12 protein-coding genes are annotated in these 12,440 nt (G+C 52.4%); 9 read left to right on the forward strand and 3 right to left on the reverse strand.

Annotated features, from left to right (window positions below):
- The 6 genes from GJJ30_RS22480 (at nucleotide 1) to GJJ30_RS22505 (ending at nucleotide 5,081) form a co-directional block, all read left to right on the forward strand.
- A complete protein-coding gene (locus tag GJJ30_RS22480; protein WP_154177447.1) occupies nucleotides 1–939 on the forward strand; it encodes an aldo/keto reductase in 939 nt (312 codons plus the stop codon).
- A gap of 86 nt (nucleotides 940–1,025) precedes the next feature.
- Complete coding sequence (locus GJJ30_RS22485; protein WP_154177448.1) at nucleotides 1,026–1,817, forward strand: SDR family NAD(P)-dependent oxidoreductase; 792 nt, start codon at nucleotides 1,026–1,028, stop codon at nucleotides 1,815–1,817.
- A gap of 220 nt (nucleotides 1,818–2,037) precedes the next feature.
- Nucleotides 2,038–3,672 carry an autotransporter outer membrane beta-barrel domain-containing protein gene (locus GJJ30_RS22490; protein ID WP_154177449.1) on the forward strand — a complete coding sequence of 545 codons (1,635 nt, stop codon included), beginning with the start codon at nucleotides 2,038–2,040 and terminating at the stop codon, nucleotides 3,670–3,672.
- A gap of 11 nt (nucleotides 3,673–3,683) precedes the next feature.
- Nucleotides 3,684–4,226: a T9SS type A sorting domain-containing protein gene (locus GJJ30_RS22495; protein ID WP_154177450.1), complete on the forward strand. Its 543-nt coding sequence runs from the start codon at nucleotides 3,684–3,686 to the stop codon at nucleotides 4,224–4,226.
- Between the two features lie 246 nt (nucleotides 4,227–4,472).
- Nucleotides 4,473–4,712, forward strand: a complete 240-nt coding sequence (locus GJJ30_RS22500) for a hypothetical protein (RefSeq protein WP_154177451.1) — start codon at nucleotides 4,473–4,475, stop codon at nucleotides 4,710–4,712.
- 15 nt (nucleotides 4,713–4,727) lie between these two features.
- Nucleotides 4,728–5,081, forward strand: coding sequence for a YciI family protein (locus GJJ30_RS22505; RefSeq protein ID WP_154177452.1), 354 nt, complete (start codon nucleotides 4,728–4,730; stop codon nucleotides 5,079–5,081).
- 6 nt (nucleotides 5,082–5,087) lie between these two features.
- Here GJJ30_RS22505 and GJJ30_RS22510 read toward each other — a convergent pair whose 3' ends face one another.
- The 3 genes from GJJ30_RS22510 to GJJ30_RS22520 all read right to left on the reverse strand — a co-directional run bounded on the left by GJJ30_RS22510 (nucleotide 5,088) and on the right by GJJ30_RS22520 (nucleotide 8,455).
- Complete coding sequence (locus GJJ30_RS22510; protein ID WP_154177453.1) at nucleotides 5,088–6,200, reverse strand: DUF5700 domain-containing putative Zn-dependent protease; 1,113 nt, start codon at nucleotides 6,198–6,200, stop codon at nucleotides 5,088–5,090.
- A 101-nt stretch (nucleotides 6,201–6,301) separates the two neighbouring features.
- The gene (locus GJJ30_RS22515) at nucleotides 6,302–6,661 is read right to left on the reverse strand and encodes a cupin domain-containing protein (protein ID WP_154177454.1); all 360 of its coding nucleotides are present in this window, start codon (nucleotides 6,659–6,661) and stop codon (nucleotides 6,302–6,304) included.
- Nucleotides 6,662–7,093: 432 nt separating this feature from the next.
- A complete protein-coding gene (locus GJJ30_RS22520) occupies nucleotides 7,094–8,455 on the reverse strand; it encodes an amidohydrolase family protein (RefSeq protein WP_154177455.1) in 1,362 nt (453 codons plus the stop codon).
- A 503-nt stretch (nucleotides 8,456–8,958) separates the two neighbouring features.
- Here GJJ30_RS22520 and GJJ30_RS22525 point away from each other — a divergent pair.
- From GJJ30_RS22525 to GJJ30_RS22535, 3 genes are read left to right on the forward strand one after another with little or no spacing between them, the layout of a single operon-like run.
- Nucleotides 8,959–10,338 (forward strand): alpha-L-fucosidase, encoded by a 1,380-nt coding sequence (locus tag GJJ30_RS22525; protein ID WP_205880601.1) that lies wholly within the window; start codon nucleotides 8,959–8,961, stop codon nucleotides 10,336–10,338.
- A gap of 23 nt (nucleotides 10,339–10,361) precedes the next feature.
- Entirely contained in the window at nucleotides 10,362–11,042 is a 681-nt protein-coding gene (locus tag GJJ30_RS22530) for a response regulator transcription factor (RefSeq protein WP_154177457.1), read from the forward strand.
- A 3-nt stretch (nucleotides 11,043–11,045) separates the two neighbouring features.
- Nucleotides 11,046–12,425, forward strand: a complete 1,380-nt coding sequence (locus tag GJJ30_RS22535) for a HAMP domain-containing sensor histidine kinase (protein ID WP_154177458.1) — start codon at nucleotides 11,046–11,048, stop codon at nucleotides 12,423–12,425.
- The last annotated feature ends 15 nt before the right edge of the window (nucleotides 12,426–12,440 follow it).

Consider the following 12,440-nt stretch of genomic DNA (forward strand, 5'->3'; position numbering starts at 1 on the left):
ATGAAGTACAGAATATTTCGCGATTACCGGTTTTCTCAATTAACGCTGGGAACCGTGCAGTTGGGTTTGAATTACGGCATTTCGAACTCGGCAGGAATTCCGGATCGGGAGGAGAGCTTCCGGATGCTGCATTATGCGGCTCAGGCCGGCATCAGCACGCTTGACACCGCGCGCCAGTACGGCTATTCGGAACAGGTTCTGGGGGATTTTTTGGAAAAAACCGGTGATCGATACGCGCTCAATCTGGTTTCAAAATTTAAGATCAGTCCGGCTCATTTCGGCAATCTGGAGCGGGCGTGGAGCGAAGTTCGCCAGAGTGTTGTGGAGTCGTTGACGGCTTTGGGAATCAGGCAATTGCCGGTTTGCCTGCACCACAAAGGCCAGGAAGACATGCGGGATGTGATCCACATTCTGCCCACCATTTTGCACCGATTGAAGGAGGAAGGGCTGATCGACATCGGCGGAGTTTCGGCTTTTCGGCCCGAAGATGTCGAATACATTTTGGACGAGGAAGTGATGGAAGCCACCCAGATTCCGCTGAACATCTTTGACCAGCGTTTGTTGAAAACCGGTTTGCTCAATCAACTCCGGGCGCAATCGAAGCTCGTGTTTGTCCGCAGTGTGTTTTTGCAGGGATTGTTTTTTATGAATCCGGCGCAGTTGAACGGAACCCCGAAAAAGGCTGCGCACTTGCTGATTGCGCTGCAAAATCTGGCCAAACGGGCGCAGATGTCCGTCGCCCAGCTCGCTTTTTCGTTCGTTCGGGATTTGCCAGCGGTGGATAGCATCGTCTTTGGCGCAGTCAATCAGCAGCAGATTCAGCAAAATAGCGAGTTGCTGGCCGGTCCGCCGATTCCGCCGGAGCTGCTGGCCGAAATTCAGGAAGTGTTTGATTCCGTGGAAGAAGAAATCATTACGCCCGCGGTCTGGGTCTCCTAACCTTCATTATTCGGTGTTCGCTATTCGCTATTCGTTATTCAATATTTAATTAATAACGAACACCAGCGCCTGTAATCTTACCAAGTATGAAAAACCTATTCAGTCTTGAAGGCAAAATCGCTATTGTAACCGGTGGCGCGGGCTTTTTCGGGACACCGATTTCCATCGCACTGGCCGAAGCCGGAGCGACGGTTGTTATTGCGTCTCGTGATGGTGAAAAATGCCGGAAATTTGCCGCGACGATTCAGGAAAAAGGATTTTGCGCCGAAGGACTGGCGATGGATCTGGAGGATGAAAATTCCATTCGGACGTTCGTGGACACGGTAAAAAACCGCTTCGGGCGAATCGATATTCTCGTCAACAATGCGGTTTCGCGTGACGGTTTCAAGAATCTGGAAGACATCGACAAGGCCAGTTGGGAAAAAGCCCAGCGGATCAACTCGACCGGTCTGGTGCTGATTACCCAAGCGGTTATTGAAGTGATGCGTCCGCAGCAATCCGGTAACATCATCAACATCAGCTCGATTCAGGGCGCGGTCGGTCCCCATTTTCCCGTTTACGGCAACACCGGCATGACGAGTCCGGTCAATTATACGTACGACAAATGGGGCATGGTGGGCTTCACCAAATGGCTGGCCAACTTCTACGGAAAAGACAACATCCGGGCCAACTGCATCAGCCCCGGCGGCTACGGGCCAGGCGTCGCCCAAATGATTGGAAAAGAGGAGTTTGTTGAAAATTACAAGCGCCTGACGCCCCTGGGGCGGTTTGCCAGCGACGACGACATCAAAGGCCCGATTGTATTCATGGCCTCGGATGCGTCGGCGTTCGTTACCGGGCAGAACCTGCTGGTCGACGGCGGCTGGACGAGCTGGTAAATTATTCCGTTAAAAAAGTGTTAGAGCCGTCTGGCAAGCGGTTTTTTATAAAATCACAGGTCATTGCCTTACCCGAAAATCACCGAATTCAGTGATAGCAAATCACGGATTTCGGTGATTTTTTTTGGCCGGGGAAAAGGGACATTTGCCGGTACCATCTGAAAATCAAATGGCCATGCAAGCGCCCCGTGCGCCGAAACGATTAACTTACTAAACCATTATGCGTAAACCACACTATCTCTACCTGCTTGCGCTACTCCCAACCGGCCTGCTGGCTCAGGGTAATTACGTAGCGAACAAATCCAATTCCAACTCGCCCGGCACCTACAACACCCTGGTGGGACCCGGTGCGGGGGCTGCCGGCCCCATTACGAGTGACCGGAACACTATTACGGGTTACAATGCGGGCCTGGTGCTGACGTCCGGTTCCTGGAATACCTTCAACGGCGTCGACGCGGGCCGGTTTACCACGACAGGTTTTGCGAATACGTTTATCGGTAAAGAATCAGGGCTCTACAACACCAACGGGAGTTCCAACACCTTCGTGGGGGCATTGTCGGGTTATAGCAACACATCCGGGGTGGTCAATACGTTTGTCGGCTACCAGTCGGGGTATGCAAATACCTCGGGAGCCTACAACAACTTTTTTGGCTACGGAGCCGGGCACGGCACCACAACCGGTAATGCCAATATTTACATCGGCCACATGGCGGGCTACCTGAGCACGGTCGGTCGGTACAATGTCTTTATGGGTTACCAATCCGGTTACAATAACAACACGGGTTACGAGAACACCTTCATCGGTTTTGAAACCGGGAAAGGCAATACCGTCGGCAACGATAACGTCTTCCTGGGACATCAGGCGGGGTATAACAACACGATGGGCGACGCCAACGTCTTTACGGGCGTAGCCGCCGGGTACGGCAATACGTCGGGCAAGTTTAACGTTTCGAATGGCCATTATGCCGGTTTTGTGAATAAAACCGGGTCGCAGAATACCGCCGTGGGTTATCAGGCCGGTTACACGAACCAATCGTCGTCGAATACGTTTGTCGGTTACCAGGCCGGTTCCAACAGCGTCACCGGTTCCAACAATACATTTGTGGGCCAGAATGCCAATGTACCTGCTGAAACAAATCTATCGAATGTAACCGTGCTGGGGTACAATGCGAAGGCAACGGCCTCCAATTCGGTGATTCTGGGCAATGACGCCAACGTGGGCATCGGCAATACGGCTCCCGGCAACAAGCTGGAAATCACGCCGATCGGCATAAACCAGTCCGGGTTACGGTTTACCAATCTAACCAGTAACTCCCCCGCCAGCGTGCTGAAACAAACGAAGTTCCTGACGGTCAATGACAAGGGCGATGTGGTGTTGGGAAGCCTGAACAGTACGGCCCGCGAAAGTGCGGAATCGGCCTTGTGGCAGGTGAGCGGCAATCATCTGCAGAATGCCAACGAAGGGGGCGTCATCATCGGCAGTGGCGTCGGCAAAACCCCGGCGGGATACCGACTGTATGTCGCGGAAGGTATTCTGACCGAAAAAGTAAAAGTGGCCGTGAAGAGTACCGATGACTGGAGCGACAAAGTGTTCGAGAAGGGGTATAAACTGAAAAGTTTAGCCGAAGTGGAGCAGCACATCCACCAGACCGGTCACCTGCCGAGCGTACCTTCGGCGGCCGAGGTGGTCGAGAAAGGGATTGATCTGGGTAAAATGGACGCCAAACTGCTGGAAAAAATCGAAGAGCTGACGCTCTATCTGATCGAGCAACGGAAAGAGCTGGAAGCGGTTCGGGAGCAGAACAAACAACTGAAAGAGCGCATGACGGTATTGGAGGGAAGACGTAAACGCTAACGGAATCATTCATGAAACACCTATTAATACTTCTGCTGCTGATCGGCGGACCGGTTTTCGCGCAGGAATACGATCAGCACCTGGCGGTTCAGCAGGCGGTAGCGCCGGGAAACGTGAGCGATCAGAAAGCCGTTGCGTCGATTGTGGCCAGCCATCCGATCGGCCGGGGCGCAGCGGTTTCCTACCTGGCCGGTCGATCAGTTACGCTCCAACCCGGTTTTTGGGCGCCGGCGGGGGCGATTCTTACGGCGAAAATAGAACCGGTGGTTGCCGCCGGGCTGGAAATCGACGGGCGCGGGTTGTCGGCGAGGGCGTATCCAAATCCGTTTGTCGAACGAACGACCGTCGAGTACATCGCACCCCGGGGCGGGCGGATGAGTCATACGCTGACGGACGTAAAGGGTCGGGTGCTGCGCCATTTTGAAGGGCCTGCTGAACAGGCCGCCGGGCGACACGAAACCTGGATCGACGGGGGGAACCTACCGCCGGGTGTGTATCTGTATCAGTTGCGGGTTGGCGCCGAAAGCCGTACGCTTCGTCTGATAAAAAAATAATAAATAGGAAAACATCGGGGTTTCGTTTGATAGTTGGCAGGTTTTTTGTCTGGTAACTACCGAACGAAACCCTGACGTTTTTTTTCGTTGCCCTGACAACCTTCGTAAAACTTTCCCTGTCTTTATACGTTAACTGAAGGTAAAGTCTTTAATCCGATTTTAAAATTGGGTTAAAATCTGGTAAAACGAATTTCGCTCAGATTCTTTTCTGATTTACTCAACGTATAAACTTTAAACTTCAATACTATGTCCACGATGCAGATGATGAGTGCCATTGAAAAAGGAATTATGGATCAATTGGCGACCAATCCTACCAAAATTTCAAAAATGACTCCTAACGAGCTCGACCAGATGATGCAGCGGATTGCGGGTGTCGTCGATTCTTTTACGGGAGTGAAAATGAACTGGGAATTACCCACGCCGTCCGATAAACCGACTCAACAGCAGCAGGCTGAACAACTGGCGGCTTTGTATCTGGGCGTATAAACGGCATTCTCGGGCATGCCGACTGATTTTTTAGTGCTTTTTCGTGAGCCGGATGGAAGAACTGAGCCCCATGATCCGGTTTTTGCCCAGCAGCATCAGCAGCACTGGCAGGAGTGGTTTTCCAAATACGGCCAGTTGGGAAAGCTGGCTGGCGGACAGGCCCTGACACTCGAAGGCCGGGTGCTGCGCAGGGCAGAAGAACCGGCCGAACCCGGTCCCCACCGGGTAGGAACTGAAATTGTGGGGGGCTACCTTTTGTTGAAAGCGACTGATCTGGAAGAAGCCACCGCGATCATCCGCGAATGCCCGATTTTTGAAGCCGGTGGTTACGCCGAAATCCGCCCGGTAATGAGCCGCGGAAATCAGTAACATTTCCTACAGTTTACCCTTCCATTCGTCCAGTTTGGCCAGGATTGCCTCGGTCGAACTACTGAATCTGATCAGATTTTTGTCCGGATTCTGCTTGTAAATGGCAACATACAACCGGCAAAATTCGATCGGGTCCTGGTTGATCAAACCGGCTAACACTTCCTTTCCGCGGTATTGTTCGATCACTTTCGCCATTCGATAGCCCGTATAATAGCTGGTTTCGTCAAAAGCGGTCGTAAAGGCAATGTTGTACAATTCGCCCATGTCGGCCGCCGGATCGTGAAAAGCGGAGAACAACAGGCTCTCGAACAGCGCGAAATTCTGCCGCGCGCGTTCGCCGTTTCGGGCGTAATCGTCCTGCTGTTGCCTCGAAAATTCTTTGGGATTTTTCGATTTTACAAATTCACCAACCAGATTGGCCGTTCCTTCCGACCACAGATTGGCCAGCAGGAAATAGGCGTTCGATACCGGTTTGGGCGGTTCGGCTGCGGACTTTTCCAACTGGCGGTTTCGTTCGCCAATTTGCTGCACCGAATGATACAGTTCATGCGCAACCAGATTAACCAGCCCCTCGTAATCGTCGCCAATTTTCTGCAAAGCCACGTTAAACGTATCTTCATTGCCAAGCGTAAAGCCCAGCGAGCCTCCACCCACCAGAAAGCAGGCCCGAACCTTACCATTGATGTTCGGCGGTGAATACGGAAGAATGCGGTTTTTGACGTCCTCCACAAATGTAGCTTTGGTTTCCAGTTGGTTAATCAACTGCCTGATTCCGCTCAATTGGCTTTTAACGGCTTTCCAATCGAAAGGATCATTGCCTTTGACAGTTCCGCTTTCGGTTATTTCCCGTAACGTTTGCTTAAAAACAGTTTCGTTGGCGGTTTTATCGTAGCCCGAAACTTTTTTGATTAGCTGCTGGCTGCCGTAGAGTTTGGCGATTCGGTCCAGTTCCGCGTCGGTCGTTTTCGGTTTGGTCAATAAGGCGGTGATGGCTTTGGCACTTTCGAAATCGAGCTGGATTTCAATCCCCGATTTCGGGGACGGTTTTTGGATTTCCCGGCTGAACGATTGACGACAGAATAACCCAATGAATGCGAAAAGAAGGAACGTTGACTTCATAATAAATAGACTATTGTGCTGAGCATGAACAGGTACCGGCTGGAATAGCCGGTTTTCGGCACGGATTGCGGTATAGACGACGGGCCCCGAAAACCGGTCGTTCAGTATTTCAACTCCGTTGTCACGAACTCCAGTACCTGATCACCGGTATTTTGCAGATCGTGGATGGCGGGCCCCTGCTGAAGAATAGTGTAAAACGACGTCTGGTTTTTTCGGAACGTCAGGGGCACCTGGCTGCCGTCGGCCTGGTTGGAAACGCCCTGCCCATCCTGCAAAACCGTCCAGAAATAATCGTGGCTGTGGCGGTGGTAATGAATCCGCTCGCCCGGTTGCAGGCTGATGTGCCACACTTTGACTTTGTCATTTTCGAATAAGAGGGTGTGACCAACCTCTTCGTTGTCGCGGTATTGCTGCAGTTCTTCCCGCAAGGCTTCCGCTGATGGACTGGCGTATGCTGACATGGTAGTTGTGGTTTAGGGTTTTTCGTATATTCTTATTCAAATCAATCAACACGCCTGGGAATCGAAGTGAAAAAGGCCTGTCGCCGGAACAGATTCGGCTCTTGTTAGCCCAGAAAAAGGTAACACAAAAGGGCTTCAGAAACACATCGGGAAACTGAAGCGGGGTCTTGACGGGCTGGCTTATCAGAAAGAAGCACGTCATGAATGGGATTGATTTTTTAGCTGAATGAACGATTCTAATTGCTGATAATTGTTCTCAAATTTGTAAGTCGCGTAGCGACTCAATGTTTGTAGCAAAAATCACCGATAAACCTGTTTTTTGGTCGCGTAGCGATCTGACGTTTAGTGTTCGTTCGCTACGCGACCAGTTCGGAATACGGTTCGATATTTCACTACGAACATCCGGTCGCTATGCGACCCAAAATGCGATACTTATTGCTTCTCCAGTCGCTTCAATTCCTTCTGAATATACGCTTTCGGCAGCCAGTTGGTCCCGATCATGACGCCTTCGATGTTCTTGGTCTGGCTGATGTCGTTCAGCGGATTGCCGTTCAGCAGCACCAGGTCCGAGACATTACCGGTTTTGATTGTGCCCGCATCCGGTTTTTTGAGATACGACGCCACGTTGACGGTTCCGGTGCGCAGGGTTTCGTACGGCGTCAGACCAGCGCCCACCAGAAATTTCATTTCGTGGTGAATCGAAAAACCGGGTACGTTCAACACCTGGGGCGCATCGGAACCCAGCAGAATATCGACGCCGTTTTTCTGGCAGGCCAGCAGAATTTTTCGGCGCATGTCGATGTATTTTTCGGCGTGTTCCTTCGAGAATTTCGGGTTGTTGTTGTAGTTGTTTTTCGTGTTCATCCAGTTCTGAACTTCCGACGCCTTCATGTATTTCATCTCGGGATCGTTCGCAAAGGCGGAGGCCGGTTGGGGCGACAGCCAGCGTTCGGCCAGCGCTTCGGTCGGCACCACGCGAATGTTCTGGTCGTGCAGGCCTTTCACCAGTTTCGGAATCATCGCCGGGTCGGCGCGGTAGCCGATCCAGGAGCCAAACAGCCCGGTTTCCTGCTCAACGAGCGTGTCGGAGCCCGGCGTAATGGCTTCGATAAAGCTGTCGAGGTGATCGATGGACGAATACCCCGCATCGATTGCCATCCAGGCGCCGACATTGAACGAAACGTGCCCGATAAACGGAATGCCGACTTCTTTGGCGGTTTTGGCAATGGCCGGGAAGGTTTCTTTGGTCAAACCAGGGTGCAATTTCAGGAAATCATACCCGGCGGCTTTCTGATCGCGCACCATTTGCGCGCCCTGTGCCGCCGACTTGACGGTCTGGCCGCTGAACGAAGGTCCGGCCGGGTAAAAATGCGGTCCCAGAATCTCACCGCTGTTTATTTTACTGCGCAGTTCGAGGTGTTTGGCGTGGCCGAGCATGCCCCGAATCGTCGTAATTCCGTTGGCCAGGTACAGAACCAGCACGTCTTTCATCGGCTCGATGTCGTCGACGGGCGGCACGTGCGCGTGCATTTCGGCCCAGCCGGGCGTCAGGTATTTTCCTTTGGCATCAACCACCAGCGCGTCTTTGCCGTATTTCACTTTTCCTTCCGCACCGAGTCCGGTAATCCGGCCGTCTTTCACCACAACTGTCTGATTTTCAAGAACCCGTTCCCGATCCATCGGAATCACGTTGACCGATTTGAACACGACTTCCCGTTGCCGGTTGCTGACCAGGTCCTGAGCCAGAACCGACTGGATCAGGCTGAAAAATAGAAGTGTAAGGAGGCTGCGCATGGTTCTGAAGGGTTTGGGATGGATTGGAAAACAGCTCGTCGAATGTACTTCCACGAAACTAGGTACTTTTTTACGGAGAAGCAAAATGGCAACATCCGGTTTTAAAATCAAGAATCATGGCGGAATTTACTGCCTTACCGGTTAGCTTGCCCCAGTAGATAAATACAAAGCTTTCTTTGGATAATAAATTATTTTTAATCGCGTTTTAATGAATAATCCAGTAGATTTAAGTCTTTTTTAAGATTGAATGCGCTGATAATCATGACTTTTGTGCCAGGGTTTTGCGCAGAAAATTTTAATTAATCATAACGTTGAGTAAGACTTAAAAAACCAGCCCAAATGAGCTGGTTTTTTCTTTTTCAGGACGTTCGGATCGGGCAAAACCGGCGATCTTTTCTCCGTTTGGGCCTCGGCTTGGGTAACATCGGCTCCCGGTTTATCTTTGCCCGATCTATTTTAAAACCGCAATGTGCTTTCTTACCAAACCGTACCCGTACTTTCTTGTGCTAGTTGGCCTGTTATCGCTTGCAACGGTAACCGCACAGGCGCAGCCGCAATCGGCCAAAACCGCTTCATTGACAAAAAACCAGCAGGATTTTGTTGACCTGCGTTTCGGCATGTTCATTCACTTCAACATTCCGACGTTCATGGAGGAAGATTGGGCCGATCCGGATGCATCGCCAACGCTTTTCAATCCGACCAAACTGAACTGCGACCAGTGGGCCAAAGCCGCCAAATCGGCGAAAATGTCGTACGGCGCGCTGACGACCAAACACCACAGCGGTTTCTGCATCTGGAACACCAAAACTACCGGCTACAACGTCATGAACAGTCCGCTGAAACGCGACGTGGTGAAGGAATATGCCGATGCGTTTCGGGCGAACGGCCTGAAAGTAATGCTCTATTATTCGATTCTGGATACGCACCACAAACTGCGCCCCGGTTTTATTACTAAGCAGCACGTGAAAATGGTGAAAGATCAGTTGAGCGAACTGCTGACGAACTACGGCGAAGTTTCGGCGCTGATCATCGACGGCTGGGACGCGCCCTGGTCGCGGATTTCGTACGATGACATTCCGTTCGAGGAAATCTACAAACACATTAAATCCATTCAGCCGAATTGCCTGGTGATGGACCTGAACGCGGCCAAATACCCGGCCGAAGCCTTGTTTTATACCGACATCAAATCGTACGAACAGGGCGCGGGGCAGCACATTTCGAAGGAAACCAACCGCCTGCCTGCGCTGTCGTGCCTGCCGATCAACAAAACCTGGTTCTGGAAAACCACCTCGCCGACCGAACCCGTGAAAGATCCGGCGGTGCTGGTGAACGACAACCTGATTCCGTTCAATAAAGCCTACTGCAATTTCATTCTGAATGTGGCCCCCAATCGCGACGGTCTGATCGACGACAACGCGCTGACGGCTCTGGCAAAAATTGGTGAAATCTGGCCGGGGAACGAGGGGCGGGCCGTGCTCCCGGTTTTCGATGCGCCCATCATTTCGACGAATCTGGCGAAACACCGACCCAGCAACGCGAGCTGGAGCGACGACATGTGGATCATGGATTTCGGGAACGATGACAATTTCAAAACCGCCTGGACCTCCAATCCAGCCATTAAAAAACCGTGGTACGAAGTGGTTTTCGAGCAGGAAAAACCGTTCAATCTCATTACGATTCTGGAAAAACAGCCCGCGATTACGAAGTACCGGCTGGAATATTTCACGGGTGGCAACTGGAAACCGATCCTGTCGGGCACCGACAGCGGACGGGCCAAAATCAACCGGTTTAACACCGTCAAAGGCAGCAAAGTCCGGATTCTGATCGACGGGTTTACGAGCCCACCGGCCATTGCGGAATTGGGCGTTTACAACGAAAAGTAGCAAAACCGGGTAGGAGCCTTCGGATGAAAACACTGGTAATTGAAGACGATCAACGGGTTGCCGACCTCATCAAACGGGGATTGGAGGAAGAAGACTGGCAGGTGGACGTCGCTTTCGACGGTCAGATGGGCTGTCGGCTGGCGTTATCGGTGGAGTACGATCTGATCATTACGGATGTTATCCTCCCCAAAATCAACGGGTTGGATGTCTGCCAGCAGGTTCGGCTGGCCAAACCGAATGTGCCGATCATCATGCTGACGGCGCTCGGGACCACCGACGATAAAGTGGAGGGCTTCGACGCCGGAGCGGACGATTACCTGGTGAAACCGTTCGATTTTCGGGAATTGCACGTTCGCATCCGGGCGTTGCTGAAACGGCAGGCCAACCAGCCCGTAGCCACTACCTCGATTCTGAAAATGGCGGATCTGGAGATGAATCTCCGCAACAAGTCGGTGATGCGCAGCGGCCAGCCGATCAGCCTGACACCCAAGGAGTTTAAGCTGCTTGAGTTCATGATGCTTAACCCCGGCCGCCTGCTGACCCGCACCGAAATTGCCGAAAAAGTGTGGGAAACGCATTTCGATACGGGCACCAATTTCATCGATGTCTACATCAATTACCTGCGCAAAAAGCTGGATAAGGAGTTTGAGCGGAAGCTGATTCACACCAAAACCGGAATGGGTTTTATCTTCGGGGAGGGCTAAACGATGCGGATTCGGACGAAACTGGCCATGCTTTTTACCGCCATCACGGCGGCCATTCTGCTGTTGTTTGCCGTGTCGATTTACCTTTCCTACGCCGATTACCGGGAGGAGTCCTTTTATAAACTGCTGAAACAACAGGCGCTGACCAAACTCCGGCTGCTTTTGAATGCGAAAGTTGAACCGGATGTTCTGAAGGTGATTTACCAGAACGCGCCAAACGCCCGGTTTCAGGAGGAAGTGGCGGTTTACGATGCCCGGTTTCGCCTGATCTACCACGACGATCAACAGGGCGATTTTGTGAAAGAAACCCCGACCTTGCTGGATGCCATCCGGCAGCAGAAAGAGTTTCAGTTTGAGCAACAGGGCCGCCAGGTGGTCGGTTTTCCGTACAAATTTCAGGGCGAGACGTACCTGGTTACCGCAGCCGCTTACGATGAAGTGGGCCTTTCGAAGCTTGAAAATCTGCGCATCACGCTGATTGTGGCCTTTATGCTGGGGCTGCTGATCGTGGCGCTGGTGAGTCGGCTGGTGGCCCGGCAATTGCTCAGACCCATCTCGACCGTGGTGCGGCAGGCCAGTGAAATCACGGCGACCAACCTCGATCGGCGGGTGGAAGAGGGCAACGGGCGCGACGAACTGGCCGAGCTGGCCATCACATTCAATCAGATGCTCGACCGGCTGGAACAATCGTTCGATGCCCAGAAACAATTCGTTTCCAACGTCTCGCACGAACTGCGAACGCCCCTGGCGGCCATTGCCGGGGAACTCGAACTGGCGTCGAACAAACCCCGGAGTACGTCAGAATATCAGGCGGTTATTTCCCGGGCGCTGCGCGACGCCCGGCGGCTGACGCACCTTTCCAACGGCCTGCTTGATCTGGCGAAAGCCAGTTACGACGCCAGTGAAATCTCGTTCCGTGAACTTCGGCTGGACGAATTGCTGATGGAAGCCCGGGGGCAATTGCTCCACCAGCATCCCGAATACCGCATAACGATTGTTTTTGAACAGGAAATCGAAGACGACCAACTGATTTCGGTTCGCGGAAATGCGTATCTGCTGCGGGTAGCGTTTAGTAACCTGATGGAGAACGGCTGCAAATTTTCGCCCGATCAACACTGCACGGTGACCGTCAAATCTCTGTCCGACCTGTGTCGGCTGAGCTTTATCGATGAGGGAATCGGCATTTCGGACGATGACCTACCGCACGTATTTACGGCGTTTTACCGGGGTCAAAACCACACCTACGCCGACGGCAACGGCATTGGCCTCTCGCTGACGCTCCGCATCATCAGTTTGCACCAGGGCGGTATTTCGGTCAAAACCGACCCCGGCCAGCGCACTATTTTCGAAGTCGAACTGCCGCATTTGAAAACCGCTCTTTAACAGCCTTTTAATAGC

The sequence above is a fragment of the Larkinella terrae genome, from assembly GCF_009668025.1.
Classification (GTDB): domain Bacteria; phylum Bacteroidota; class Bacteroidia; order Cytophagales; family Spirosomataceae; genus Larkinella; species Larkinella terrae.

Bases quoted from the DNA above. Each gene is read 5' to 3' on its own strand.
- GJJ30_RS22480 (WP_154177447.1), top strand. From the start codon at position 1: ATGAAGTACAGAATATTTCGCGATTACCGGTTTTCTCAATTAACGCTG.
- GJJ30_RS22485 (WP_154177448.1), top strand. From the start codon at position 1,026: ATGAAAAACCTATTCAGTCTTGAAGGCAAAATCGCTATTGTAACCGGT.
- GJJ30_RS22490 (WP_154177449.1), top strand. From the start codon at position 2,038: ATGCGTAAACCACACTATCTCTACCTGCTTGCGCTACTCCCAACCGGC.
- GJJ30_RS22495 (WP_154177450.1), top strand. From the start codon at position 3,684: ATGAAACACCTATTAATACTTCTGCTGCTGATCGGCGGACCGGTTTTC.
- GJJ30_RS22500 (WP_154177451.1), top strand. From the start codon at position 4,473: ATGTCCACGATGCAGATGATGAGTGCCATTGAAAAAGGAATTATGGAT.
- GJJ30_RS22505 (WP_154177452.1), top strand. From the start codon at position 4,728: ATGCCGACTGATTTTTTAGTGCTTTTTCGTGAGCCGGATGGAAGAACT.
- GJJ30_RS22510 (WP_154177453.1), bottom strand. From the start codon at position 6,200: ATGAAGTCAACGTTCCTTCTTTTCGCATTCATTGGGTTATTCTGTCGT.
- GJJ30_RS22515 (WP_154177454.1), bottom strand. From the start codon at position 6,661: ATGTCAGCATACGCCAGTCCATCAGCGGAAGCCTTGCGGGAAGAACTG.
- GJJ30_RS22520 (WP_154177455.1), bottom strand. From the start codon at position 8,455: ATGCGCAGCCTCCTTACACTTCTATTTTTCAGCCTGATCCAGTCGGTT.
- GJJ30_RS22530 (WP_154177457.1), top strand. From the start codon at position 10,362: ATGAAAACACTGGTAATTGAAGACGATCAACGGGTTGCCGACCTCATC.
- GJJ30_RS22535 (WP_154177458.1), top strand. From the start codon at position 11,046: ATGCGGATTCGGACGAAACTGGCCATGCTTTTTACCGCCATCACGGCG.